17 protein-coding genes and 1 pseudogene are annotated in these 25,737 nt (G+C 59.7%); 7 read left to right on the forward strand and 11 right to left on the reverse strand.

The window, feature by feature from the left end:
* Positions 1–183 precede the first annotated feature (183 nt).
* The 3 genes and pseudogenes from PseAD21_RS07630 to PseAD21_RS07640 form a co-directional block, all read right to left on the reverse strand.
* The gene (locus PseAD21_RS07630; protein WP_102355162.1) at positions 184–1,197 is read right to left on the reverse strand and encodes an aldo/keto reductase; all 1,014 of its coding nucleotides are present in this window, start codon (positions 1,195–1,197) and stop codon (positions 184–186) included.
* Between the two features lie 68 nt (positions 1,198–1,265).
* Positions 1,266–1,475 (reverse strand): annotated as a pseudogene (locus tag PseAD21_RS07635) (LysR family transcriptional regulator); the annotation flags it as partial.
* A 224-nt stretch (positions 1,476–1,699) separates the two neighbouring features.
* Positions 1,700–3,010, reverse strand: a complete 1,311-nt coding sequence (locus tag PseAD21_RS07640) for an MFS transporter (protein WP_102355163.1) — start codon at positions 3,008–3,010, stop codon at positions 1,700–1,702.
* A 172-nt stretch (positions 3,011–3,182) separates the two neighbouring features.
* Between PseAD21_RS07640 and PseAD21_RS07645 the strand changes: the two genes are divergently transcribed.
* The 4 genes from PseAD21_RS07645 (at position 3,183) to PseAD21_RS07660 (ending at position 8,856) form a co-directional block, all read left to right on the forward strand.
* Positions 3,183–4,301: a sugar diacid recognition domain-containing protein gene (locus tag PseAD21_RS07645; protein WP_102355164.1), complete on the forward strand. Its 1,119-nt coding sequence runs from the start codon at positions 3,183–3,185 to the stop codon at positions 4,299–4,301.
* Positions 4,302–4,522: 221 nt separating this feature from the next.
* The gene (locus PseAD21_RS07650) at positions 4,523–5,665 is read left to right on the forward strand and encodes a glycerate kinase (protein ID WP_102355165.1); all 1,143 of its coding nucleotides are present in this window, start codon (positions 4,523–4,525) and stop codon (positions 5,663–5,665) included.
* A 336-nt stretch (positions 5,666–6,001) separates the two neighbouring features.
* Positions 6,002–7,627 carry a methyl-accepting chemotaxis protein gene (locus tag PseAD21_RS07655; RefSeq protein ID WP_102355166.1) on the forward strand — a complete coding sequence of 542 codons (1,626 nt, stop codon included), beginning with the start codon at positions 6,002–6,004 and terminating at the stop codon, positions 7,625–7,627.
* Positions 7,628–7,668: 41 nt separating this feature from the next.
* On the forward strand, positions 7,669–8,856 hold the full coding sequence (locus PseAD21_RS07660; RefSeq protein ID WP_102355167.1) for a pyridoxal phosphate-dependent aminotransferase: 1,188 nt from the start codon (positions 7,669–7,671) through the stop codon (positions 8,854–8,856).
* A 144-nt stretch (positions 8,857–9,000) separates the two neighbouring features.
* Here PseAD21_RS07660 and PseAD21_RS07665 read toward each other — a convergent pair whose 3' ends face one another.
* The 5 genes from PseAD21_RS07665 to PseAD21_RS07685 all read right to left on the reverse strand — a co-directional run bounded on the left by PseAD21_RS07665 (position 9,001) and on the right by PseAD21_RS07685 (position 14,374).
* Entirely contained in the window at positions 9,001–9,978 is a 978-nt protein-coding gene (locus PseAD21_RS07665) for a D-glycerate dehydrogenase (RefSeq protein ID WP_102355168.1), read from the reverse strand.
* Between the two features lie 13 nt (positions 9,979–9,991).
* Positions 9,992–11,290, reverse strand: a complete 1,299-nt coding sequence (locus PseAD21_RS07670; protein WP_102355169.1) for an MFS transporter — start codon at positions 11,288–11,290, stop codon at positions 9,992–9,994.
* Between the two features lie 43 nt (positions 11,291–11,333).
* Positions 11,334–12,392 carry a sugar kinase gene (locus PseAD21_RS07675; RefSeq protein WP_102355170.1) on the reverse strand — a complete coding sequence of 353 codons (1,059 nt, stop codon included), beginning with the start codon at positions 12,390–12,392 and terminating at the stop codon, positions 11,334–11,336.
* Complete coding sequence (locus PseAD21_RS07680) at positions 12,385–13,167, reverse strand: sugar phosphate isomerase/epimerase (RefSeq protein WP_102355171.1); 783 nt, start codon at positions 13,165–13,167, stop codon at positions 12,385–12,387. The genes PseAD21_RS07675 and PseAD21_RS07680 overlap by 8 nt, the downstream gene beginning before the upstream one ends.
* Positions 13,168–13,345: 178 nt before the next feature.
* Positions 13,346–14,374: a LacI family DNA-binding transcriptional regulator gene (locus PseAD21_RS07685; RefSeq protein WP_102355172.1), complete on the reverse strand. Its 1,029-nt coding sequence runs from the start codon at positions 14,372–14,374 to the stop codon at positions 13,346–13,348.
* Positions 14,375–14,575: 201 nt separating this feature from the next.
* Between PseAD21_RS07685 and PseAD21_RS29455 the strand changes: the two genes are divergently transcribed.
* From PseAD21_RS29455 to PseAD21_RS07695, 3 genes are all read left to right on the forward strand, one after another.
* On the forward strand, positions 14,576–15,370 hold the full coding sequence (locus PseAD21_RS29455; protein WP_146011268.1) for a hypothetical protein: 795 nt from the start codon (positions 14,576–14,578) through the stop codon (positions 15,368–15,370).
* A 90-nt stretch (positions 15,371–15,460) separates the two neighbouring features.
* On the forward strand, positions 15,461–17,428 hold the full coding sequence (locus PseAD21_RS07690) for a hypothetical protein (protein WP_102355173.1): 1,968 nt from the start codon (positions 15,461–15,463) through the stop codon (positions 17,426–17,428).
* Between the two features lie 161 nt (positions 17,429–17,589).
* A complete protein-coding gene (locus PseAD21_RS07695) occupies positions 17,590–19,881 on the forward strand; it encodes an autotransporter outer membrane beta-barrel domain-containing protein (protein ID WP_256588102.1) in 2,292 nt (763 codons plus the stop codon).
* 754 nt (positions 19,882–20,635) lie between these two features.
* Here the strand turns inward: PseAD21_RS07695 and PseAD21_RS07700 are convergent.
* From PseAD21_RS07700 to PseAD21_RS07710, 3 genes are all read right to left on the reverse strand, one after another.
* The gene (locus PseAD21_RS07700; RefSeq protein WP_102355174.1) at positions 20,636–21,277 is read right to left on the reverse strand and encodes a DUF1345 domain-containing protein; all 642 of its coding nucleotides are present in this window, start codon (positions 21,275–21,277) and stop codon (positions 20,636–20,638) included.
* A 164-nt stretch (positions 21,278–21,441) separates the two neighbouring features.
* Positions 21,442–24,540 (reverse strand): efflux RND transporter permease subunit, encoded by a 3,099-nt coding sequence (locus PseAD21_RS07705; protein ID WP_102355175.1) that lies wholly within the window; start codon positions 24,538–24,540, stop codon positions 21,442–21,444.
* A 15-nt stretch (positions 24,541–24,555) separates the two neighbouring features.
* Positions 24,556–25,713 (reverse strand): efflux RND transporter periplasmic adaptor subunit, encoded by a 1,158-nt coding sequence (locus PseAD21_RS07710; protein WP_102355176.1) that lies wholly within the window; start codon positions 25,711–25,713, stop codon positions 24,556–24,558.
* Positions 25,714–25,737 lie beyond the last annotated feature (24 nt).

Here is a 25,737-nt window from a genome sequence, read left to right on the forward strand (position 1 = left end):
CAAAACCGCTGGGAGCGACGGTACGATCATTCGGTCCGCTCGCGAGAGGGAAGCAGGCCCCACATCTTTAGTGACTATTCCAGTGCTTTCGCGAGCAAGCCCGCTCCCACAGTGGATCTGTGTCGAATACAACGTGTGCATCGCCAATGATTCCCTGTGGGAGCGGGCTTGCTCGCGAAGCTTTTAGCCTTGGTGCGGTTTACGGCCCGACACAAAATGGCTCACATCATTGAACCCCGGTGTCGACGCATGCCCCGGCGTCACCAGCGAATCGATAAACGCTTCATCCTCGGCCGTGATCTTCACCGCCTGCGCCTTGGTGTACGCGTCCCACTGTTGTTCGGTGCGTGGCCCGACGATCGCCGAAGTCACCGCGCTGTTGTTCAGCACCCAGGCAATCGCGAATTCGACAATCCCGACTCCACGCTCTTTTGTGTATTGCTGAATCTGCTGGGCAATGCGCAACGACTCCACGCGCCATTCAGTCTCCAGAATCCGCTTGTCCTGACGCCCGGCGCGGCTGTTGGCGTCCGGGGTCACGTCCGGTGCGTACTTGCCGCTGAGCACGCCACGGGCCAGCGGGCTGTAAGGCACCACGCCGAGGCCGTAGGTTTGCGCGGCGGTGATCTGCTCGGTCTCGGCCTGGCGGTTGACGATGTTGTACAGCGGCTGGCTGATCACCGGGCGGTCGACACCGAGTTTGTCCGCGATGCGAATCACTTCGGCAATCCGCCAGCCGCGATAGTTCGACAGGCCCCAGTAACGAATCTTGCCTTGGCGAATCAGGTCGCCAATCGCCGACACGGTGACTTCCAGCGGCGTGTTGTGGTCTTCGCGGTGCAGGTAGTAGATGTCGAGGTAGTCGGTACCGAGGCGCGTCAGGCTAGCCTCCAAGCCGTTGAAAATGTGCTTGCGGCTCAAACCGCTGCGGTTCGGCACAGCGTCCACCGGGCCGAAACCGACTTTGGTTGCCAGCACCCATTCATGCCGGTGACGGGCAATCGCCTCACCGACGATCTCTTCCGAACGGCCATTGGTGTAGACGTCGGCAGTGTCGATGAAATTGATGCCCTGATCCCAGGCCTTGTCGATGATGCGCAGCGAGTCTTCTGCGCTGGTCTGCTCGCCGAACATCATCGTGCCGAGGGTGAGGGTGGACACCTGCAACCCCGAGTGACCCAGTGTGCGATAGCTCATGCCGAAATCCTTTTGTCGGTGGGAAAACTCCAATCAAATACCAGAAGCGTCCAGTGCGGCAAAGTGAATTATTGGCTGAGTAACGCGCAACGCGCCTGCAAAAATGCCTGCAACACCCGCACCCGCTCGGACACCTGCACCCGATGCGGGCACAGCAGATTGAACGGCACGCTCTCGCCTTGCCAGTCATTGAACAGCGTCAGCAGGCGCCCGGCGCGCACGTCTTCGGCGACGTCCAGCCATGCCTTGTAGGCTATACCATGCCCGGCCAGCGCCCAGTTTGACGGATGCTTTGAAGAGCTGATGAGGAGGGGATTGAAGCAATTGCAAAAATCGAGTGCTGCTGAACATGGGCGAAAATCGAGTCTGAAAACCTGATTATTGCTTACGAAGCAGGCACAGCAAGGGGGAGCAAGCTCCCCCTTGGGTTTTTACCGGACACTAGTGACGCTCTGCGTGGGAATGTAGCCCCGGGCACGCACTGCGTCCCGATCAAGCCTGATTACGCCCGCAACGTGCGCGTCATGCGCAGCGCCAGCAAGCTCCCGCCAACAATCACCGCTGCCAGCAGGTACAACGCCGCATCGGTCGAACCGGTGCTGTCCTTGACCCAGCCGACCAGGTACGGGCTGAGGAAACCCGCCATCTGGCCCATGGAGTTGATCAGCGCCAGACCACCCGCCGCCGCACCCGCGCTCAACATGGCAGTTGGCACCGGCCAGAACATTGGCAAACCGGTCAACGCGCCCATGGTCGCAATGGTCAGACCGAGAATCGCAATCGCCGGGTTGGCCGCGAAGTTCACCGCAATCAGCAGGCCGACAGCGCCCATCAACATCGGCACCACCAAATGCCAGCGGCGTTCTTTGCGCAAGTCCGCCGAACGCCCGACCACCAGCATGAACACCGCTGCCAGCAGGTACGGAATCGCACTCAACCAGCCAATCACCAGGTTGTCGCTGAAACCGAGGTTCTTGATGATCGACGGCAGCCAGAAGTTGATCGCGTACACACCGCTCTGGATGCAGAAGTAGATCAGGCCGAAAGCCCAGATCGCCGGGTTCTTGAACACCGCGAGCAGCGAATCGGAAGTGGTTTTCGGTTTGTTCGCCAGGTCTTCAGCCTGATCCGCTTCCAGCACCGAACGCTCGTGCGGGGTCAGCCATTTGGCGTTGGCGAAGTTGTCGCTGAGCAGGAAGTAGGCGAGTGCACCGAGGATTACAGTCGGAATGCCTTGCAGCAGGAACATCCACTGCCAGCCAGCGAGGCCACCTTGGCCCGCAGCGAAGTGATTGAGGATCCAGCCGGAAAACGGGCTGCCGAGCAGGCCGGACACCGGGATCGCTGACATGAACAGCGCCATGATCCGGCCACGGCGAAAGGTCGGGAACCACTGCGAGAGATAGAGCACAACGCCCGGGAAGAACCCGGCTTCGGCCGCACCGGTAAACAGCCGCAGGGTATAAAACTCAGTCGGGGTGGTGACGAACAGCAAGCAGGTCGACAGCGTGCCCCAGGTGATCATCATCAGCGCGATCCAGCGCCGCGGGCCGAACCTGGTCAGGGCCAGGTTGCTCGGTACGCCGCACAGCACGTAGCCGATGAAGAAGATACCGGCGCCGAGGCCGTACACGGTTTCACTGAACTTCAGCGCGTCGAGCATCTGCAGTTTGGCGAATCCAACGTTGACCCGGTCGAGGTAGTTGAACAGGTAGCAGATGAAGATGAAGGGGATCAAACGCAGCGTGATGCGTTTGTAGACGGCGTTTTTACCGTCATCGATGGTCTGGGTAGCTGCGGCGCTCTGCGACATAGCGGCTCTCTCTTTATTATGATTTTTTGCGATGCACAGGTTAACGTTGATCGCCCTGAGAGTCTCGGCCACCTGTGGCCGGATTGTCTTTGTGCCTGAGCACAGGGTTTGCCGCCAGACCCTGTGCGGGTGAACAACCGTCCGCCGCCGTTGCTTAAGGATTTTGCCGATCATGTTCGAACTCGATCACGACCTCGCTCAGGATATCGTTGACCGGGCCATGGCCATTTTGCCCTACAACGTCAACGTCATGGACAGCCAGGGCCTGATCCTCGGCAGTGGCGAGCCGGAGCGCATCAACACCCGCCACGAGGGCGCGCAACTGGTGCTGGCCAACGGTCGGGTGGTCGAGATCGACGCGCAGACGGCGGTGCATTTGAAAGGCGTGCAGCCGGGCATCAACCTGCCGCTGATGCTCGATCAGCGGTTGATCGGCGTGCTCGGCATTACTGGCGAGCCGGAGCAACTGCGCACTTACGCCGAACTGGTGCGCATGACCGCGGAAATGCTGGTCGGCCAGCGCAACCAGCAAGCCGAGCAGCAATGGCGGCGCCAGCGTTGCGATGACCTGCTGGCATTGTTGCTGAGTGAAGCGGGGGACTCGCCGCGTCTGGTCGATGAAGCGCAGCAACTGGGGCTCAAACCGCAATTGACCCGGGTGCCGTATCTGTTCGAACTGGGTCTGGAACACGGCCCGGGGCAAACCGTCGACGCCTTGAGCGCCTGGCTGACGACGCGTTACCCGGACAGCTGGTGCGTGAGTTCGGCCAAGTCATCGCTGCTGTGGTGCCGTCCGGCGAGTCAGGCCGTTGAACATGATCGCCTGCTGGAAAAGCTCGACGGCCTCGGCTGGAATATTCTGCGCATCGCCGTCGGTGGGCAGGCGGAAGGGCTGGCCGGGTTGCGCCGTTGTTATCGGCGGGTCGGCGATCTGCTCGCCTATGGCCGGGACGTGTTGCCGCACTCACGTTTGCTGACGCTCAATCGCTATCGTTTGCCGGTGATGCTCTGGCGTCATCGCAATGATGATGCGCTGGACGAGTTGCTCAAACCGTTGCGCAAGGTCATCGCCAAGGACGCTAACGGCCAGTTGCTCGCGACGCTGCGCAGTTGGTGTGAACACGACGGGCAAAGCCAGGCGTGTGCCGACGCGCTGGGCATTCATCGCAACAGCCTGCGTTACCGCATGGAGCGGATTGCCGAGATCAGCGGCGTGGATCCTCTGCGGCTGGACGGGATGCTGGCGTTGTACCTTGGGGTGCAGTTGTTACCGCAGACTGATCCGAGCTGATCGGGTGTTTTCTGAGACGCCATCGCGAGCAGGCGAAGGCCTACATTTGAAATGCGTTCCCTGTAGGAGTGAGCCTGCTCGCGATAGGGCCGCAACATACAACGTCAATTCCAGGCTTTTGTAGAAATGAACAATAAACGCCCGCCCCGCTTGTGCAGCGGACAGGCGTCAATGCGCAGGCCGACTGGCAGCATGAAGGGCATTGCAACTGGAGAATTCGCATGAAGATCGTCATCGCCCCCGATTCGTTCAAGGACAGCCTGAGTGCCCAAGGCGTTGCCGAGGCCATTGCGCTGGGCCTGGCGCAAGTCTGGCCGCACGCCACGCTGGTCAAATGCCCGATGGCCGACGGCGGCGAGGGGACGGTGGAGTCGATTCTGGCCGCCTGCGAAGGCCAGTTGCGCCGCACCCGGGTGCGTGGCCCGCTGGGCACACCCGTCGACGCCGCGTGGGGCTGGTTGCCGCACAACCACACCGCGATCATCGAAATGGCCGAGGCCAGTGGCCTGCAATTGGTACCTACGGGGCAGCGTGATGCCTGCATCAGCAGCACGTTCGGCACCGGTGAACTGATTCGCGCCGCGCTGGATGCCGGCGCGCAACGGGTGATTCTGGCAATTGGCGGCAGCGCCACCAACGATGGCGGCGCCGGGGCCATGCAGGCGCTCGGGGTGAAGTTGCTCGATGCCCAAGGTCAGGCACTGGTGCCGGGCGGTCTGGCGTTGGCGCAACTGGCGCGTCTGGATCTGAGCGAGCTTGATCCACGTCTGGCCCGGGTGCGCTTCGACATCGCGGCCGACGTCAACAATCCGCTGTGCGGCGTGCACGGTGCCTCGGCGATTTTCGGCCCGCAAAAAGGCGCGTCACCGGCTCAGGTGCAGCAACTGGATCAGGCACTGGGGCACTTCGCCGAACTTTGTGCGCAAGCGCTGGGCAGGGACGTTCGCGACGAGTCGGGCAGCGGCGCGGCAGGCGGCTTGGGCTTTGCTGCCAAGGCGTTTCTCGGTGCGCAATTTCAGGCTGGCGTCGAAGTGGTGGCGGAACTGGTGGGGCTGGCAGACGCGGTCAACGGCGCCGATCTGCTGATCACCGGCGAAGGCCGCTTCGACGCGCAGACCTTGCGCGGCAAGACCCCGTTCGGTGTCGCGCGGGTCGCCAAACAGCACGGTGTGCCAGTGATCGTCATTGCGGGCACGCTGGGCGAGGGTTATCAGGAACTCTACGAGCACGGCATCGATGCGGCATTCGCCGTGACCAGCGGCCCGATGACCCTCGAACAGGCCTGCGCCGAGGCGCCGCGTTTGTTGCGCGAACGGGCGACTGACATCGCCCGGGTCTGGCAGATGGCCAAACGCAATATCTGACGCACTGAAAACATTGTGGTGAGGGGATTCATCCCCGATGGGTTGCGAAGCAGCCCCCCGCGTTTTCGCTAAAAACCAGTCTTCAGATTCTGCGACTGCAGCGTAGCCGAGCGGGGATTCATCCCCTCACCACAGGAGGGCAAGCTGCAAAGGTGTTTCACTGCTGAAACACTCTGAAAAATATTTCCGCTTTACACGAAACCTTCCTAAAGCCTGGCCGATACAGAGATCAGGCGCACACAGATTCCCTCGAACAGTGACGCCGGACTGAACCCGCCCAAGGTCCAGTGATGACGGCAAGGACGCTAGCAGTTACCTCTATCCGAGAGTCTAACCATGTCCTTGCGTAACCTGAATATCGCGCCCCGTGCCTTCCTCGGTTTTGCCTTTATCGCCTTGCTGGTGATCGTCCTTGGCGTGTTCGCCGTCAATCGCATGTCGACCATTCGCCAGGCCTCTATCGACATGGAGACCAACCAACTGCCCAGCGTCACGTACCTTGGTGTGGTGACGGAAAACGTTCTGCGCCTGCGGATTCTGTCGTTCCGCATTCTGGTCAACCGCGACCCTGCCGGTCTGCAAGAAGCGCAAACGCGTATCGGCGTGCTGGTGGACAAGGTGCGCAGCGCTCAGGCGAGTTACGCGGCACTGCCGGCAGAGACCGATGAACGTGCCTTGTATCAGGCTTTCGCGACGACGCTCGATAACTACCTGCAAGCGCAAAACCAGATGATGGAGCTGTCGCGTCAGGACAAGGTCGATGAGATGCGCACGCTGATCAACACGCGCATCAAGGACGGTACCGACCAGATGGGCGAGCAGCTCAACAAACTGATCGCGATCAACGCCGCCGGTGCGAAAGTCGCCTCCGCTCAGGCCGGTGAGCATTACGACAGCGCCATTACCGGGATCGTCATTGTTGCCGTTGTCGCGGCGCTTGCCACGGTACTGCTGGCACTGCTGCTGACCCGCAGCATCGTCACCCCGCTGAACCGTGCAGTACAGGCGGCGCAAACCATCGCCGGCGGCAACTTGAGCAAAACCATCGAAGTCGACGGCAAGGATGAAGCCACGCAGTTGCTACAGGCGCTGGCCACGATGCAGACCAACCTGCGCAAAACCATCGAACAGATCGCCGGTTCCGCCACCCAACTCGGCGCCGCGGCCGAAGAGTTGAGCGCTGTCACCGAGGAGGCCTCCCGTGGCCTGCAACAGCAGAACAACGAAATCGAACAGGCGGCCACCGCCGTCAACGAAATGACCGCTGCCGTGGAAGAAGTGGCGCGTAACGCCGTGTCGACTTCCGAAGCGTCGAACCAGTCGACCCAGGCCGCCCGCGAAGGTCGCGATCAAGTGGTGAAAACCGTCGACGCGATCCAGACCATGACCCACGACGTGCAGAACACCTCGCAGATGATCGAAGGCCTGGCCGCGCAGGGTCGCGACATCGGCAAGGTGCTCGACGTGATTCGCGCCATCGCCGAGCAGACCAACCTGCTGGCCCTCAACGCAGCCATTGAAGCGGCACGTGCCGGTGAAGCCGGGCGCGGGTTTGCGGTGGTGGCGGACGAGGTGCGCGCCTTGGCCCATCGCACGGCGCAATCGACTCAGGAAATCGAAAAAATGGTTGCCGGCATTCAGAACGGCACCGGCGAAGCGGTTTCGTCGATGCAGCAAAGCAATCAGCGCACCCAGACCACCCTGGAAATGGCCCGCGCCGCCGGTGTCGCGCTGGAGCAGATTACCCAGTCGATCCATCAGATCAACGAGCGTAACCTGGTCATTGCCAGTGCCTCGGAAGAACAGGCGCAGGTGTCCCGCGAAGTCGACCGCAATCTGGTCAACATCCGTGACCTGGCTACGCAATCGGCCGCCGGGGCCAACCAGACCAGCGCCGCCACCCATGAGCTGTCGCGCCTGGCGGTGGATTTGAACGCCATGGTGGCGCGTTTTGTGATTTGAGATAGGGTGAAGGCTGGAAACCGCGCAATCAGGAGACGTGCATGCGCTATTCAGCCTTGACCCAACGAATCGCCGGGGAAGGAGCAGCGGCCTGGCAGATTCATGACCGAGCCCTGGAGTTGCGCGCCGAGGGTGTCGATATCCTGCTGCTGAGCGTGGGTGATCCGGATTTTGATACGCCGCTGCCGATCATCCACGGCGCGATCGACAGCCTGCTGGCGGGCGATACACATTATTCCGAGGTGCGGGGCCGCTCGGCGTTGCGCAAGCTGATCGCCGCTCGCCACCAGCGCCGCAGCGGTCAGGAGGTGGATGCCGAGCACGTGATCGTGCTGCCCGGTGCGCAATGCGCGGTGTATTCGGTGGCCCAATGCCTGTTGGACCCTGGCGATGAAGTGATCGTCGCCGAGCCGATGTACGTGACCTATGAAGGTGTGTTCGGGGCGTGCGGCGCGACGGTGGTGCCGGTGCCCGTGCGGCCGGAGAACGGCTTTCGCGTTGACCCGGCGGATGTCGCGGCGCGGATTACCCCGAAAACCCGCGCCATGTTGCTCAACAGTCCCAACAATCCTTCCGGCGCGAGCCTTTCCCTGCTTATCTGGCAAGAACTGGCGGCGCTCTGCGTACGCCACGATTTGTGGCTGATCAGCGACGAGGTTTACAGCGATCTGCTGTACGAAGGCGAACACGTCAGCCCGGCGAGTCTGCCGGGCATGGCCGAACGCACGGCGACCATCAACAGCCTGTCGAAATCCCATGCCATGAGCGGCTGGCGGGTCGGCTGGTCGATCGGGCCGAAAGTGCTGGCTGAGCATTTGGTCAACCTGTCGTTGAGCATGCTGTTCGGATTGCCGGATTTCGTCCAGAAAGCGGCGCAAGTCGCGCTGGAAAGCGATCTGCCGGAAGTGGCGCAGATGCGTGAGGAATACCGCTTGCGCCGTGATCTGGTGTGCGAACGCTTGCGCGGTTGTCCGGGGTTGCAGCCGATTCGCCCGGATGGCGGGATGTTCGTGATGGTCGATGTGCGCCAGACCGGGTTTGGCGCGCAGGCGTTTGCCGAGCGGTTGCTGGAAGATTACGGGGTGTCGGTGCTGGCAGGGGAGGCGTTTGGGCCTAGCGCGGCGGGGCATATTCGCATCGGACTGGTGCTTGACCGGGTGAAGCTGGCCGATGCCTGTGCGCGGATTGCGCTGTGTGCGGTGCAGCTGTTGCAGGCGCGTAGTGCCTGACAGTGTTGTGTTGCCTGAACTGGCCTCTTCGCGAGCAAGCCCGCTCCCACAGTGGATGGGTGTGTACATAATGTTATCTGTACACACCAAACCCTGTGGGAGCGGGCTTGCTCGCAGAATGCAATCTGCCATTCAGCACATTTTTCAGCCCTGCCAAACCGCCGAATTCACCAGGTTTGCAGGCTTCTCCCCAGCCAAAGCCTGCAACAGATTCTTCACCGCACAGCTCGCCATCGCCTCCCGCGTCTCATGCGTCGCCGAGCCCATATGCGGCGTCGCCACCACATTGTTCAACTGCAACAACGGCGAGTCATGATTCAGCGGTTCTCGCTCGAACACATCCAACCCCGCCGCACGAATCCGCTGATGGCGCAGCGCGTCGATCAGCGCCGCTTCATCCACCACTTTGCCGCGCGAGATATTGATGAAGATGCTCTCGGGGCGCATCAACGCAAACTGCTCGGCGCCGATCAAGCCTTCGGTCTGCGCCGTCAGCGGCAGTGTCAGACAGATGAAATCCGCCTCTTGCAGCAGTGCCTCAAGGCTACGGTACTGTGCATCGAAACGCGCCTCGACCGCCGGTTTGCGCGACTGACTGTGATAAAGCACAGGCATGCCAAAGCCGAAATGCCCACGCTGGGCCAGCGCCTCGCCGATGCGCCCCATGCCGATAATGCCCAGGGTCTTGCCATGCACATCGGTGCCAAAATGCGCCGGGCCGATGTTGCGGTGCCACTGGCCGCTGCGCACCATGTTCGCCAGTTCCACCACGCGCCGGGCCGTGGCGAGAATCAGCGCAAAACCGGTGTCGGCGGTGGTTTCGGTGAGCACGTCCGGGGTGTTGCTGAGCAGGATCTTGCGCCGGCTCAGGTAGTCGATGTCGTAGTTGTCGACACCCACCGAGACGCTGGCGATCACCTGCAGTTGCGGCGCCAGATCGAGCAATGCGGCGTCGAGTTTCAGGCTGGCGCCGAGCAAACCGTGGGCGCCGGGCAGGGCGTCGCGCAGCCTCATCAGACCGTTGGCGTCGAGGCTTTCGATCAGCGTCACGTCACAGTGTTGTTGCAGGCGCGTCATCAGCGCCGGCGAGAGTTTCTTGTACAGCACGACTTGCTTTTTCATGGGCAAAATCTCTTCAGGAATGCGCCGGCACGGGACGAGTGACTACGGCTTTGGCCACGACGCGATCACTGGCGCCGGGCTTGAGAAAAATCGTCAGCACCACCGACAGCAGCAACGCGCCGCTCATCAGCAGGTACGAGGCACCGGGCGAGCCGGTGGAGCTGTTCAGGTAACCGACCAGGTACGAGCCGCCGAACGAACCGAGCGCGCCCATGCTGTTGATCAGCGCCATCGCGCCGCCAGCAACGTTGGCCGGCAGGATCTCCGGAACGATGGCGAAAAACGGCCCGTAAGGCGCGTACATGCACGCTCCGGCGATCACCAGCAGCGCGTACGACCACCAGAAATGTTCTGCGCCCAAGGCGTAGGAGCCGTAGAACGCAATGGACGCGATCAGCAGCGGCGGCCAGACGAAGCGTTTGCGTTTTTGCAGTTTGTCCGAGCCCCACGACACTGCGAGCATGCCGATCACCGCCGCCAGATACGGCAGCGCCGACAGCCAGCCGGCCTCGATCATGTCCATTTGCGCGCCAGCCTTGAGGATCGACGGCAGCCACAGCACAAAGCCGTAGACGCCGATGCTCCAGCAGAAAAACTGCAGCGCCAGAATGATCACCTTGGGCGAGCGGAAGGCTTCGGCGTAGTTCTTCACCGCTTTGATCCCGACCTGTTCGGCGGCAAGGGCGCTTTCCAGATCGTGCTTTTCCTGTTCGCTCAGCCACTTGGCCTGAGCCGGACGATCATCGGCCAGTTTCCACCAGATAAACGCCCAGATCACCGCCGGCAAGCCTTCGATGATGAACATCCAGCGCCAGCTGAAGTGCTGCACCAGATAACCCGAGACTACCGACATCCACAGCATGGTTACCGGGTTGCCGAGGATCAGGAAGGTGTTGGCCCGCGAGCGTTCGGCGCGGGTGAACCAGTGGCACAGGTAAACCAGCATCGCCGGCATCACTGCGGCTTCGACCACGCCGAGCATGAAGCGAATCACGATCAGCCAGTAGGCGTTGGAGACGACCCCGGTCAGGGTGGCGAGCCCACCCCAGAAAATCAGGCTGAAGAAGATCAGTTTTTTCACGCTGTGCTTTTGCGCGTAGATCGCCCCGGGCACCTGGAAGAAAAAGTAGCCGAGGAAGAACAATGCCCCCAGCAATGAAGACAGGCCCGGGGTGATCATCAGGTCGGCAGCCATGCCGGAGGCGGCGGCAAAGCCGTAGTTGGCGCGATCCAGATACGCCAGGCTGTAAGTGATGAACACGATCGGCATGATGTACCACCAGCGGCGGGCGGCGAGGGTTGCAGTTTTCATGGTGGTGCTCCTGAGCTTGTTGTTTTTGTCGCAGCAGGTTCAATTAATCGGTTGTCTGAGCGGGCCTCATCGCTGGCAAGCCAGCTCCCACAGGTATCTCGGGTAAGTCGACTATTGCATTCCCACCGCCGAACCCTGTGGGAGCTGGCTTGCCAGCGATGGCGGCCTCGAATTCGCTGGAGAGCTCGCACCGGGTCGGCAACCCCTCCATATCCCCACGACTCTGCACCGCCCGACTGCCAATCCAGTTGGCGCGCTGCACCGCCTCGGCAAAACTCTGATGCTCCAGCAGGGCACTGATCATGCCGACCGCAAAGCCATCACCCGCACCCACGGTGTCGACCACGTTGGCCACCGGTACCCCGGCGACAAAACCCTGATCCAGTTGCGTGCGGTAATAGGCACCTTGCGGCCCGAGTTTGATCGCTACGGCTTCGGCACCCTGATCGAGATAAAACGCCGCGATATCCGCCGGATCTTCGAATCCGGTCAGCAAGCGACCTTCGCTCAAGCCCGGCAGCACCCAGTGGGCGAGGGCGGCCAAGCGGTTGATCTCGCGGATCATCTCTTGCTCGCTGGCCCACAGGCTTGGGCGCAAATTGGGGTCGAACGACACGCTGCGCCCGGCATGGCGCATGCGCGTCATCAGCTCGCAAGACATTTCCCGGGCGCTCGCCGACAGTGCCGGTGGAATCCCGGTGGCATGCAGGTGGCGGGCGCTCAGCAGGCTGTCACTGATCGACAGCGGTGACAGATGACTGGCCGCCGAGCCACGGCGGAAATACTCGACCTGCGGGTCACTGCCATCGTCGTTACGCGACTTGAACTGGAAACCGGTCGGGTGCGCGCTGTCGACTGCGACGTGACTGCAATCCAGACCTTCCTCGATCAAGGTCTGGACCACGAAGCGTCCGAGGGAATCGGCGCCGACCCGGCTCAGCCACGCCACATTGAAACCCAGGCGCGACAGGCCGATCGCCACATTGCTGTCGGCGCCGGCAATGCGTTTGTGAAAGTGCTCGACGGCAGCCAGATCACCGGCCTGTTCGGCAACCAGCATCGCCATGGTTTCGCCGAACGACAAAATATCGAGATCAGACATGGGCAGGCTCCAGGCGCGATTGGCCGAGGCGGGCGAGGGCGGCGACATGTTCGGTGGTCAGTGCCACTAGATCATCGCCCTGCAACGGGTATTCGGCGGCACGCATAACGCCTTGGGCCATGTGCCGCAGCAGTTGTTCCCACAAATGCAGGTCGCTGACGGCGGGCGGCACGGCGACCAGTTTGCCGTCGGCGCGGCGGGCCACGGCTTTGCAGTGCACGTAGCCGACATGCCGTCCGAGCAGGCGTGCGGCGTTAGCGGCGGACTGGTCTTGCCACTGCCAGTTGCCGATATCGAAGGTCATCTTGATCGGCAAATCATGCTGCTCCACCGCCGCGAAAAAGCGCTGGAACGGTTCGATGCGGCCGCCATGCAAGGTCTGATCGTTTTCCACCAGCAGTTGCACCGGGCTGTTGCCGAGCAGTTGCTTCAACACCTGCAGATCACAATTGTCGGTGAAGTAACCGAGCGAGACTTTCAGCCATTTTGAGCCAAACGCCTCTGCATGTTGCAGGGCGCTGATCAGCTCGGGATTGGGCCGTGCCTGCCCGGCGAGCCACAGTTCGCTCGGCGACGAATAGATGCTTTGCAGGCCCTGCGCCTGGGTGGCGGCGTTCAGTTGCTCCGGCACTTCGCGGGTCAGCAACTCTTCGCGCCACTCGATGCGATCAGCGCCAGCAGCGGCCAGCACATCGATGAAGAACGCCTGGCCACGCTGGCGCACGAGCTCGGCGCCGTAGCTGGACAGGCTGATGGAAACGGCAGGTTTATTCATTGTTATCTACCTCTGAAACCGGTTTCATTTTTGTTCAAAAAAAAATCAGGTGGTTCTGTGATGGCCTTTCGGGCCTCATCGCTGGCAAGCCAGCTCCCACAATTTTCTGGGGGGCTGGATAGATTGCATTGACACCACAAAACCCTGTGGGAGCTGGCTTGCCAGCGAAGGCGTCAGCTCAAACACCACCAATCCTTCTGGTAGAACCCCGCTCAACCAACACCGGCGCAAAATCCACCCTGCGCGCTACCTCGACATCCCCCCGCAAACGCTTGAGCAAACACTCAAACGCCCGCGCGCCAATCTCGCCCGTCGGCTGGGCGAGGGCGGTAATCCCGCTGCCCACCAACGGGTACCAATCCAGATCATCCAGGGCAATCAGCCCGACATCCTCGAACAACCGGCAACCGATTTCGCGCAAGGCCAGGGTGCAGGCCAGCGCCGCCACGCCGTTGGCGCAGAACAGGGCTTTAGGTCCGGTCGCTGGTGTGTTTAAAAAGGTTTGCAGATGAGTGGCGAGTGCGTCGTCGGTTTCCAGTACGGCGCCGGTCAACCCGGAGCGCCGGGCAATTTGCGCCTGAAAACTGCTGACTCGCTCGATCCGCGAACTGGTGCCGTCATACGGTTCGGTTACCAGCAGCACATCGCAATAGCCACGATGCTGAAGATGCTCCAGCGCCATCTCGATGGCTTGCGGGTTGTTCAGCCCGACCATGTCGCTGTCCAGGCCTTCCACCTTGCGGTCCACCAGTACCAACGGCATCTCGCGGTGCAGTTCGTGGAGTTCTTCACGGTGATGGCCGAGGGTGTTCACGATCAGCCCTTCGATGTTGTACGAGCGCAACAGCGCCAAATTTTGGCGCTCCTGCTCATCGTCGCGGTCGGTGTTGCATACCACCAGGCTGTAACCGTGCGCACGGCAGGCGGTTTCCACCCCGTGCATCACGGCAATAGAATAAGGGTTGCGGATATCGGCCACCAGCATGCCGATCAGGCGGGTGCGCCCGCGTTTCAGGCCACGGGCCATCTGGTTCGGGCGATAACCCAGCTCACTGATCGCTTGCTCGATACGCAGGGCAATAGCTTCGGAGAGCAGGGCGCGGTCGTCGCCGATAAAGCGCGAGACGCTGGCCTTGGAGACGCCGGCGCGTTCGGCGACATCAAGCATGGTCACGCGGCTGCGCTGGGCGGCGGAGAAGTCGTTCATGTAGGCGGGCCTTGTTTTTATACTGTGAAACCGGTTTCAGGAAACCTCATCAGCCGCGCTACGTCAACAGGGATATGCGGCGAGTGATCAGAAGAAATCTGACAGACGGTAGTTTTACCTGTCAGATCTGACAGTTGGTCGATGCCGAGAATTGGCGCCTAATTGATTCCAGTACCACTCTGGAAATCAACGGGGAATGACATGCCTGACAATATTCTCGTCTATGACGCTCCGCAGGTTCGTGGTATCCCGGAAAGCGATCCTGCCGGGAACATTCCGCCTGATCTCCTGCAGAATGGTATTGAGGTCATTATTCCTGTATGGCCGCAACAGTCCCCACCCGGAGAGCAAGACACTCTGATTGTTCGACTGACACGAAACGGTGTTGTCGAGTTTATTTCTACAACGACTTATACATCGCCTATTACAGCGCCCGAGATCATTATTCCCATTGGTCCAGAGTTTCTGATCAATGATGGCATCGTGGAGTTGTCTTATGAGACACAAAACTTTGTAGGTAATCCCGCTTACTCTGCTTCTCGAACTTTAACCATCGATCACACTCCCGTTCCGGTCAATCTGCCCGCGCCGGATTTCCCCGCAGCCAATATATGGGGGTATCTCAATTGCAGTTCCAACCCTCCAGTCTGGAACGGGATTGAGGTCAAGGTACCGCCACTGCCAGCTTTTTGTCAGATTGGTGATGTCTGTGCAGTGGAATGGTCCGGTTATTCAACTCTGAATGGCAGTGGAACTGTCATCCCGGGTACTTACAAACGAATCGATAAAACATTGTTGAGTGCTCAGGAAATTGCTGTCGGCTTCTCTATCACGGTAGAGCCATTTGTGCCGCATATAGAACCGATGAAAAAGGATGCATCGGGCAAGGCCGGTTATTCAATTTATCGTGGCTTCAGATTGATCGGGTCCTCAAACAGTGGAGTGGTCAAGATTGACCGGATAATTCCCGGTGAAAACTTGCCGTGCGGTCCTTGAAGGTATTGGTACAAAGCGTCAAACCCTAGCACCGACTTTCGCGTCTCGCCGGATAAGGTGCCTTTATGCATGAGAAACGGAGATCACGTCATGAACACCAGAGTAAGAAATACTGCCTTCAACAAACAGGTTCGGTTGCAAGGTAACGGCCCATCGAATTTGCCCGGTGCCACTATTGCCGACAGAATTCCTGGAGATGGGCGTATTCCGATTTCGAAGTTGAATGCAAACCTGCCGTATACGATTCCTCAGCCGCCTGACGAATTCGCGAACGATACGCTGGACGTCAATCTATACGTCAATGGTAGTACAACCCCTATCACGCTTTTACTCGATCATCCTCTGGGTCCAATTGCCAATCGCACCTGGCCCCTGCCGCTCGCGATACCACTGGCCCGACTTGTAGAGTTGCCAACACCGGAAACGCCCACCGAATATGACCTTGAATACATCATCTATGCCGGAGGCGCTAACCCGACTGACGCCGATATCACCCAATACCGCATCGACAAGACCAAGCCTTACCAGATCAAGTCACCAGCCTCGGACCTGTCGCCACCCGCGATCAATTTCCCCGCAGATTTGCCACCCAGTCAGGAGATCGATGATGCCTATCTGGGCGCCCACCCTGGCGGTATCGACGTCAGAATCACGCTCGCAACGTTCAATGCCGAAGCGACAGACGTTTGTGATATCTACTTTGGCATCTCGAACGATCCGGCCTATGCCACACCCGTTCTGCGAGATGTGACTGTTCCGGCGAGCGGGCTAATCAACATTCCTCTCAGTATTCTCAATGCTCTGAAGGATGGGGTGAATGAGCTGAGATTCATAGTCAAGGATCTGGTGGGCAATATCAGTCACAGGTCAAGACAAAACACGCGAGTGGTCCGGCACCTTGCTCCCCCTGTGCCGGAGAAACCTGGTGTTCCGCTGGCAGATGGCACGGATGGCGATACCCTGATTGATGTGGCGGATTGCATGCTTGGGGTCACTGTCGAAGTGCCCGTTCCCCAGCCCAGCGCGCCTTCCGACTCCATCCGGGTATATTGGGGCAAAACGCAAGCAGATTCCGAGCAGCTTGTGGGCACCAATACGACGCTGGTCTTTCCGGTGGATTACGCAATCATCAAAGCAGAATACGGTGTCACTGACGTGCCTGTCCCAACTAATGTCCGTTACGAAATGTTCCGGGGAGCTGGCGCGCCGATTGCCACGGAAGACACCGATATCGAAGTCGATATCTTCCAGGATGGCCCCGACAATCCCGATGAGCCGAGCGACGTCAACCCGAACTTTGATTTGCCACGACTGGTTTCTTCTCAAGGCGTCGATAACATCCTCGACGATAACGACCATGGCAAGGATGCGGAAATCTTCGTACAACTCTATGACGCTCCTCCTGCCGAAACCGCGCTGTCAGTCACCGTGTTTTATGACGATGTAGCGTTAACGCCGGATATCCTGTTGCAGCCTGGCGATGAGGGAACGGAACTGGGGCCTGTTGTGGTGCCATGGAGTGTTATCGAGTTGAAACAAAACGCAACTATCAAGATCAAGTGGAAACTTTCCCGGATTGGCGGGAACAACCCGGTATTTTCGAAAGAACAGGATGTTGTTGTAGACATCACAAAAATCGACTTGCCGGCCCCGGTGGTAAGTGATCTGGTAAGGAACCGGATTTCCTGCCAGACATTGAACTTCCCGCCGAATGGGGATGGTACTACTCGACGCAACCTCAAAGTGACTGTGCCGCAAAGTCCTTCAATGGTTGTCGGGCGCACAGTGACTTTGACTTGGGAAGGGTTCTCGGATGAAAACGCTACCGTTCCTATTCCGGGAACCCGCGTGCAAGTTGTTGACCAACCGGTTCCGGATCCGGTTAAAGATATGGTGTTCGAAATCGGCGTATACGCAACTCATCTGAAACCTGTATCAGCAGGCTGGGGCAAACTGACCTACGCAATCTCCAGCGTTCTACCGGAATCGACACCTGCCATTCACGCCGTATTCCTGGTCAATAACGAAGGTAAATTTTGTGAAGAAGTCAGTCCTTGATTGACGTGTGAATCAATGGGGGCGTGTATTTGTTTCACGCCCTCATGTTCACATCTGCGTTTTAATCTTCGTGTGCATAGAGTTATCGCTCATGAGAAAAGGATAAGTCCTACAGATAACAAAGTAATTGCTCTATAGCCTTGCACCCCTTCAGAAACGAGATGCCGGGCATCTCGTCGTATTCGATCGTTTATTTTTCGGAGCAGGTGACCAGTATGTATTTACGTTCGTTCCGTGGCTTTTCATTGAAAGGACTGTGCTTGCCATTTCTTGTGATTTCTTCCTTTGCCAGTGCAGCACCCGTAGTAGGGGGCACCGCGAACGTCAATACAGGAGATGCCATCGAACGCTGGGATCTCACTCAAAATGCCACGCTGAACGTCAACAATGCCGAGACCCTGGCAATCACCGCCAACCGCTCGACGGTGAATGTCAACGCTGGTAGCCGAACTCAGGGTATCAGTGCCACCAACAACTCGACGGTGAATCTGAGCGGCGCCAACCTGTCGAGCGTGGGTGCCCGAGCGGGTTTGCAGCTTGTCTCAAGTCTGGGCAACGTCGACAACAGCACGATCAATGCGGACAGAATCGGTCTGTCGGCGGCGCGCGTGTTCGGCACGCAGGCGGGCTCGACAGCCAATATCACCAATAACAGCATCATCACCGGCGTGACCGCTGGCGCCCTGGCCACCTCCCACAGCCTGATCAATGTCGTCGACTCGACCCTTGAGGGAACCGGCCCTTCGGGTTATGGCCTGTGGCTGCAGAGTGCTGATGCCGTTGCCAGAAACAGTACCCTCACGGGCGCTCAGAACGGTGTCTTCATCGCGCTGGATGTAACAGGTGTAGCACCCGCCACGTTGAATCTGGACAACACCACTGTTCAGGGTAAAAACGGTTCTGCCATTCTGGTGGATTTCGCTAATGTCGAGCGGACCACCGCGACATTGACACTTTCCAACTCCAGACTTCTGGCGGGCAATAACACCTTGGTTGAGGTCAGGGGCGGTTCCGATGTTTCAATGACCGTCAACAGCAGTACACTCAATGGCGATATCGTGACGGAGGCGGGCAGCACGTTCGGGCTGACCTTGCAGAACAATTCGGTGCTGACTGGCCGGCTTGGAAACGTGGCCAACGCCACGATCAACGACAACTCACAATGGGTGCTGGTGGATAACAGCCAGGTCGGAAATCTTGTGCTCAATGGTGGCTCGGTCAAGTTCGGGGCAGACAACGCGTTCTATCAACTGGATGTGACCAATCTGTCCGGCAACGGCCATTTCATCATGGGTACCGATCTGGCGACCGGCCAGACCGATTTGCTCAACGTCACCGGCACGGCCAGCGGTTCGCACGAATTGCTCATTGCCAGCAGCGGTACGGAACCGCCTGCGGGTCAGCCAGTGACGGTGGTCAAGACCAACGGTGGCTCCGCACAATTTTCGCTGCAGGGCAATGTCGTCGATCAAGGCGCGTATTCCTACGCCTTGGCCAAGAGTGGCAACGACTGGATTCTTGACCCGACCTCTCGCATTGTCAGCCCGGGCGCACGCTCGGTACTGGCACTGTTCAATACGCCTCTGCCGACCTGGTATGGCGAGCTGACCTCGTTGCGCAGCCGGATGGGTGAGTTGCGTTTCAATGGCGGGCAGGGCGGCGCCTGGGGGCGGACCTATGGCAATCAATATCAGATCGCTGACGGATCCGGTGTCGGCTACCGGCAGAGTCAGGTGGGGTTCACCCTGGGGGCTGACACCACCCTGCCGGTAGGGGACGGTCAGTGGCTGGTTGGTGTGATGGGCGGCCACAGCAAGTCCGACCTCGATCTGAATGCGGGCACGTCGGGTAATGTCGACAGTTACTACCTGGGCACTTACGCCACCTGGCTGGATGCAAACAGCGGTTATTACGCCGATGCCGTGTTGAAAGTGAACCGGTTTCGCAACGAAGCGAAGGTCAGCCTGAGCGACGGCGCCCGGGCCAAAGGCGACTATGACAACACGGGGGTCGGTGGATCGGTGGAATTCGGTCGGCACGTCAAGCTTGACGACGGTTATTTCGTCGAGCCCTTCACCAAGTGGTCGGCCGTGGTCATTCAGGGCAAGGATTTTTCGCTGGACAACGATTTGCAGGCAGACGGTGGCCGCGCACGTTCACTCCTCGGTGAAGCGGGTGTGACGGCAGGTCGCAATTTCAAACTGAACAATGACGTTGAAGTGCAACCTTATCTGCGGGTGGGTGGCGGCTATGAGTTCGCCAAAAACAACGAAGTGAAGGTCAATGACAACGTGTTCAAGAACGATCTTTCCGGGGCACGGGGAATGGTCGGAGCCGGTGTCTCGGCATCGGTATCGAAAAACCTGCAAATGCATGCCGACTATGAATACAGCGACGGCAAGAACTTCCGTCAACCCGCCGGATTGACCCTGGGCTTGCGATACGCGTTCTGATCGGCATACTGGAAACGAGAAAAGGAGGCTTCGGCCTCCTTTTCTTTTAGATGCCTAACCGGCCTGGCGTCGATCAATCAGCATGGGCCCCTGCGGGATGACGGTGGACGCGGAATTCGCCGCATAGGTGGTGTTGGCAGGGCTTCAAATTCGACGTACAGATTGACGGTTCTAATTGTGTCCTCATCCCGATTTTCGAGTGTGGCGTTAATAATGCCACTGAAAATGGACTTATTAGCGTCGAATGCGAGTTCAGCTATTCCATTGTTGTTGGTATAGGAGATTGGTGTACCCGGTGTAGAACTATCGACAAAAATTACCTGGACGCTAGGAGAGCCAGGAAGCAATGCATATCTGTCGTTCGCGAGACCCTTGGTAAAAGAAACCGTGACTTCCTTGGTTTTATAATCCGGGGCTGACCCCCGCTGTATGGCCTGCATGACATGTGCCTCACCATGAGGCGGGGGGTAGGTCGCCTCAGACAGTATTACCATGCCGGCCTCGTAAGGCTCTGTTACATTGATTGTTCCTTTACATGTGCCTGCCATCACTGATTGGTATGGCACTTTTGCTAATGCGTTCATAAATCCAGCCTCCGCTGTCATGACAAAGGATATCTCGCCATTCAATACAGGCGGGATAGCCTATGAGATGCCAGCCAGGCGAAGCTGTAAACTGTCAGACTTTACAGGTATACATCGCCGTTTTTATGTGATTTTTTATTGGCGTCGATTCTTGTGTTTGTGAATGACCTTCAACCGAACAACCCTGCCGCAATATTGATCGAGAAGCCCAGAATCGCCGTGTTGAACACAAACCCGATCAATGACTGTGCCAGTACGATCTTGCGAATGTCGCGAGTGGCGACGCCGACATCGGCCGTCTGTACCGCGACCCCGATGGTGAACGAGAAATACAGGAAGTCCCAGTAATTGGGTGTTGTCAGGCCCTCGGCAAAGCGCAGTGCCGGCTCCTTGCCGTCCCAGGTGTAAAACAGCCGGGCGTAGTGCACGCTGAAAATCACCCCGATCACCAGCCACGAACCTACGACGGTGAGGGCGGTGAACGCGTAATGCAGAAGTTTGCGATGGGTATCCAGATCTTTGGTGCCGGCCAGCTCCAGGGTGATGGCGGCCAGGCTGGCCAACGCCGCGATACACACCACGAACAATACCAGCCCGGCGTTTTCGTCTTCGATGACGGCGATACGTTTGACGTCCGGCGCCTTCGCCCGAACGGTCAACCAGAACATCAGGATCAGGTAGGTCCAGACGCCGGCATTCCAGCCAATCAGTATTTTGCTGATGATCGAATCGGCAGGGACCAGCAGGCCGGTGGCAAGGCCCACCAGAGCGGCGGCGGACAGGCGAGGGTGGGTGCGGGCGAGAAAGCGCATGAGGACTCACAGTGATGATCAATCCCGGAACCTTAGCGCACGCAGCAGTGCTTTTGTAGGAGCTGCCGCAGGTTCGGGCCGCGATCGGACGATCTTTTGATCTGAAACAAAATCAAAAGATCGTCCGATCGCGGCCCGAACCTTCGGCAGCTCCTACAGTGGGGTTAGTGGGGTTTGGTGAAACGCTGTACCAGCTTCATCACCACCACGAAAAACAACGGCACAAAGATCACCGCCAGCGTTGCCGTGATCATCCCGCCGATCACCCCGGTGCCGATGGCTTGCTGGCTCGCCGAACTGGCGCCGGTGGCGATGGCCAACGGCACCACGCCCAGGATGAACGCCAGCGAGGTCATGACGATCGGGCGCAGACGCAGGCGCGCTGCCTGCAACGTCGCATCGATCAGGTCGTGTCCCTCGTCATAAAGGCTCTTGGCGAATTCGATGATCAGGATCGCGTTCTTCGCCGACAGACCGATGATGGTAATCAGCCCGACCTTGAAGAACACGTCGTTGGGCATCCCGCGCAAGGTCACCGCCAGCACTGCGCCGAGCACGCCCAGCGGCACCACCAGCAGCACCGAAGTCGGAATCGACCAGCTCTCGTAAAGTGCCGCCAGGCACAGGAACACGATCAGCAACGACAGGCCGAGCAGGATCGGCGCCTGGCTGCCGGACAAACGTTCCTGCAACGACAGCCCGGTCCACTCCTGACCCAGACCTTTCGGCCCTTGAGCGACCAGCCGTTCAATCTCCGCCATCGCTTCACCGGTACTGTGCCCCGGCGACGGTTCGCCGGAAATCGCGATCGCCGGGTAACCGTTGTAACGGGTCAGTTGCGCCGGGCCTTGCGTCCATTTCGCCTGAACGAACGCCGACAGCGGCACCATGTGCCCGGTGTTGTTGCGCACGTGCATTTTCAGCAGATCATCGACCTGACTGCGCTGATCGCCTTCGGCCTGTACCACCACCCGCTGCATGCGCCCCTGATTGGGGAAGTCGTTGATGTACGAGGAACCCACGGCGGTGGACAGTACGTTGCCGATGTCAGCGAACGACACACCCAGCGCGTTGGCCTGCTTGCGGTCTACTTCCAGTTGCACCTGCGGCGCTTCGGCCAGCGCGCTTTCACGCACGTTCATCAGTACCGGGCTTTTTTCCGCAGCGGCGAGCAACTCGCCGCGCGCCTGCATCAACGTGGCGTGGCCGAGGCCGCCGCGATCCTGCAGGCGGAACTCGAAACCGCTCGACGTACCGAGGCCGTCCACCGGTGGCGGCAACACGGAGAAAGCCATGGCGTCCTTGATCTGGCTCAGGGCGATGTTGGCACGATCGGCAATGGAGCTGGCCGAGTCATCGCCGCCGCGTTGTGACCAGTCCTTGAGCGTGGAGAACGCCAGTGCTGCGTTCTGTCCGCTGCCGGAGAAGCTGAAGCCCAGAATCACCACGCTGTCACTGATACCCGGCTCGCCGGCGTTATGCGCCTCCAGCTGTTCGGCCACCTGCACCGTACGGTTTTTGGTCGCGCCGGGTGGCAGTTGAATGTCAGTGATGGTGTAACCCTGATCCTCCACCGGCAGGAACGAGGAGGGCAGTCGCGCAAAGCACAGGCCCAGGCCGACCAGCAACACAACGTAGATCAACAGATAACGCCCGCTACGCTTCAATGCGTAGCCAACCCAGCCTTGATAACGATCGGTCAATTGTTCGAAGCGGCGGTTGAACCAGCCAAAGAAACCGCTCTTCTCGTGATGCTCGCCCTTGGCAATCGGCTTGAGCAGCGTTGCACACAGTGCCGGGGTCAGGGTCAGCGCAAGAAACGCCGAGAACAGGATCGAGGTCGCCATCGACAGCGAGAACTGCCGGTAGATCACGCCCACCGAGCCCTGCATGAACGCCATCGGGATGAACACCGCCACCAGCACCAGGGTGATGCCGATGATAGCCCCGGTGATCTGCTTCATCGCCTTGCGCGTCGCCTCTTTCGGCGACAGGCCTTCGGTAGCCATGATCCGTTCGACGTTTTCCACCACGACGATGGCGTCGTCCACCAGAATACCGATGGCCAGCACCATGCCGAACATGGTCAGCACGTTGATCGAGAAACCCAGCGCGAGCATGGTGGCGAAAGTGCCCATCAAGGCCACGGGCACCACCAGCGTCGGGATCAGCGTGTAGCGGATGTTCTGCAGAAACAGGAACATCACCGCAAACACCAGCAGCATCGCTTCGCCGAGTGTGTAGACAACCTTGGTGATCGAGACCTTCACGAATGGCGAAGTGTCGTAGGGAATCTTGTATTCGACACCGGCCGGGAAGTAGCGCGACAGCTCGTCCATCTTCGCCCGGATCAAGGTCGCGGTCGCCAGCGCATTGGCCCCCGGTGCCAACTGCACGCCGACGGCGGTCGACGGCTTGCCGTTCAGGCGCGTGCCGAACTGGTATTCCTGACTGCCAATCTCGACCCGCGCCACGTCACCGATGCGTACGGTGGAACCGTCACGATTGGCCTTGAGCACGATGTCGGCGAACTCTTCCGGGGTCGACAGCTGACCTTTCACCAGAATCGTTGCGGTGATTTCCTGGGCGGAGGGATTGGGCAAGTCGCCAATGCTGCCTGCCGATACCTGGGCGTTTTGCGCGACGATGGCGGCGTTGACGTCGGCCGGCGTCAGGTTGAAACCGATCAGCTTCTGCGGATCGATCCAGATCCGCATCGCCCGCTCGGCGCCGTACAGTTGCGCCTTGCCGACGCCATCGATGCGTTTGATCTCGTTCATCACGTTGCGCGCCAGATAGTCACTGAGCGCCACGTCATCGAGTTTGCCGTCGCTGGAGGTCAGGGTGATCAGCAACAGGAAGCCGGCAGACACTTTCTCCACCTGCAAACCTTGCTGGTTCACCGCTTGCGGCAGCCGTGACTCGACCACTTTGAGGCGATTCTGCACATCGACCTGAGCCAGCTCCGGGTTGGTGCCCGGCTGGAAAGTGGCCTTGATTGTGGCACTGCCGAGGCTGCTCTGCGATTCGAAGTACAGCAGGTGATCGGCACCGTTGAGCTCTTCCTCGATCAGGCTGACCACACTTTCATCGACGGTCTGCGCCGAGGCGCCAGGGTACACGGCGTAGATTTCGATCTGCGGCGGTGCAACGTCCGGGTATTGCGCCACCGGCAATTGCGGAATGGACAGCGCACCGGCCAGCAGGATGAACAGGGCGACGACCCAGGCGAACACCGGGCGATCGATAAAAAACTGCGGCATATAGAAGCGTCCTGCTTACTGACCAGTGGTCTGGGCAAGTGGAAGAGGGGTGTCGTCGATCTGCACTTTTTCGCCGGGACGGGCGTGTTGCAGGCCTTCGATGACAATGCGGTCGCCGGGCTTGAGGCCGCCGGTGACGATCCAGCGGTCGTTCTGCACCGCGCCCAGTTGCACCGGTTGCTGGGCCACACGCATCTGCTCATCGACGGTCAGCACTTGGGCGATACCCGCGCTGTCACGCTGCACTGCACGCTGTGGCACAGTGATGCCGTGCTCGATGGTCGCTTGTTGCAGGCGTACGCGGATGAAGCTGCCCGGCAGCAGGTCGAGGTCCGGGTTGGGAAATTCGCTGCGCAGAATGATCTGGCCAGTGCCCGGGTCGACGGTGATGTCGCTGAACAGCAGCTTGCCCGGCAACGGGTAGAGGCTGCCGTCATCCTGAATCAGCGTGGCTTTCACCTGGTCCTGACCGACTGCCTGCAATTGCCCGGAACGGAAGGCGCGGCGCAGTTCATTCAGTTCACGGGTCGACTGGGTGAGGTCAGCGTGGATCGGGTTGAGCTGCTGAATCAGCGCCAAGGGCGTGGTTTCGTTCTGCCCGACCAGCGCACCTTCGGTGACCAGTGCACGCCCGACACGCCCGGAAATCGGCGCGGTGACGGTGGCGTAGCCCAAGTTCAATTTCGCGCGCTCCACCGCCGCCTTGTTGCCGGCTACATCGGCAGCGGTTTGCCGGGCATTGGCGCGTGCGTTGTCGTAATCCTGAGCGCTGATGGCTTTATCGTCGATCAACTGCGCGTAACGCTGCTCCTGCAACTTTGCCTGGAACGCGTTGGCCTCGGCCTTGCGCAGCGCGGCTTCGGCGCTGTCGAGGTCAGCCTTGAACGGCGCCGGGTCGATGCGGAACAGCACATCACCCTTTTTCACGTCGCTGCCTTCGCGGAAGGTGCGTTGCAGCACCACACCGGCCACCCGTGCACGCACTTCGGCGATGCGTGGCGCGGCGATGCGCCCGCTCAGTTCGCTGCTGATCGTCAGGGGGCGGGCCTCGATGGTTTCGATGCGCACGGTGGCCGGCGGCGCTTCCTCTTCGGCTTTAGAGGACGAATCACAGGCACTCAGCGACAGTGCGATTGCGATCAGGCCGAGCCCGGCCAGCAGATTTTTCGACATGTACCACCCCCAATATTGAAGCCC

This window comes from Pseudomonas sp. AD21 (genome assembly GCF_002878485.1).
Classification (GTDB): Bacteria; Pseudomonadota; Gammaproteobacteria; order Pseudomonadales; family Pseudomonadaceae; genus Aquipseudomonas.

Bases quoted from the DNA above. Each gene is read 5' to 3' on its own strand.
- PseAD21_RS07695 (WP_256588102.1), top strand. From the start codon at position 17,590: ATGCCGGGCATCTCGTCGTATTCGATCGTTTATTTTTCGGAGCAGGTG.
- PseAD21_RS07710 (WP_102355176.1), bottom strand. From the start codon at position 25,713: ATGTCGAAAAATCTGCTGGCCGGGCTCGGCCTGATCGCAATCGCACTG.
- PseAD21_RS07680 (WP_102355171.1), bottom strand. From the start codon at position 13,167: ATGAATAAACCTGCCGTTTCCATCAGCCTGTCCAGCTACGGCGCCGAG.
- PseAD21_RS07660 (WP_102355167.1), top strand. From the start codon at position 7,669: ATGCGCTATTCAGCCTTGACCCAACGAATCGCCGGGGAAGGAGCAGCG.
- PseAD21_RS07700 (WP_102355174.1), bottom strand. From the start codon at position 21,277: ATGCGCTTTCTCGCCCGCACCCACCCTCGCCTGTCCGCCGCCGCTCTG.
- PseAD21_RS07685 (WP_102355172.1), bottom strand. From the start codon at position 14,374: ATGAACGACTTCTCCGCCGCCCAGCGCAGCCGCGTGACCATGCTTGAT.
- PseAD21_RS07705 (WP_102355175.1), bottom strand. From the start codon at position 24,540: ATGCCGCAGTTTTTTATCGATCGCCCGGTGTTCGCCTGGGTCGTCGCC.
- PseAD21_RS07640 (WP_102355163.1), bottom strand. From the start codon at position 3,010: ATGTCGCAGAGCGCCGCAGCTACCCAGACCATCGATGACGGTAAAAAC.
- PseAD21_RS07675 (WP_102355170.1), bottom strand. From the start codon at position 12,392: ATGTCTGATCTCGATATTTTGTCGTTCGGCGAAACCATGGCGATGCTG.
- PseAD21_RS07690 (WP_102355173.1), top strand. From the start codon at position 15,461: ATGAACACCAGAGTAAGAAATACTGCCTTCAACAAACAGGTTCGGTTG.
- PseAD21_RS07655 (WP_102355166.1), top strand. From the start codon at position 6,002: ATGTCCTTGCGTAACCTGAATATCGCGCCCCGTGCCTTCCTCGGTTTT.
- PseAD21_RS07650 (WP_102355165.1), top strand. From the start codon at position 4,523: ATGAAGATCGTCATCGCCCCCGATTCGTTCAAGGACAGCCTGAGTGCC.
- PseAD21_RS29455 (WP_146011268.1), top strand. From the start codon at position 14,576: ATGCCTGACAATATTCTCGTCTATGACGCTCCGCAGGTTCGTGGTATC.
- PseAD21_RS07665 (WP_102355168.1), bottom strand. From the start codon at position 9,978: ATGAAAAAGCAAGTCGTGCTGTACAAGAAACTCTCGCCGGCGCTGATG.
- PseAD21_RS07630 (WP_102355162.1), bottom strand. From the start codon at position 1,197: ATGAGCTATCGCACACTGGGTCACTCGGGGTTGCAGGTGTCCACCCTC.
- PseAD21_RS07645 (WP_102355164.1), top strand. From the start codon at position 3,183: ATGTTCGAACTCGATCACGACCTCGCTCAGGATATCGTTGACCGGGCC.
- PseAD21_RS07670 (WP_102355169.1), bottom strand. From the start codon at position 11,290: ATGAAAACTGCAACCCTCGCCGCCCGCCGCTGGTGGTACATCATGCCG.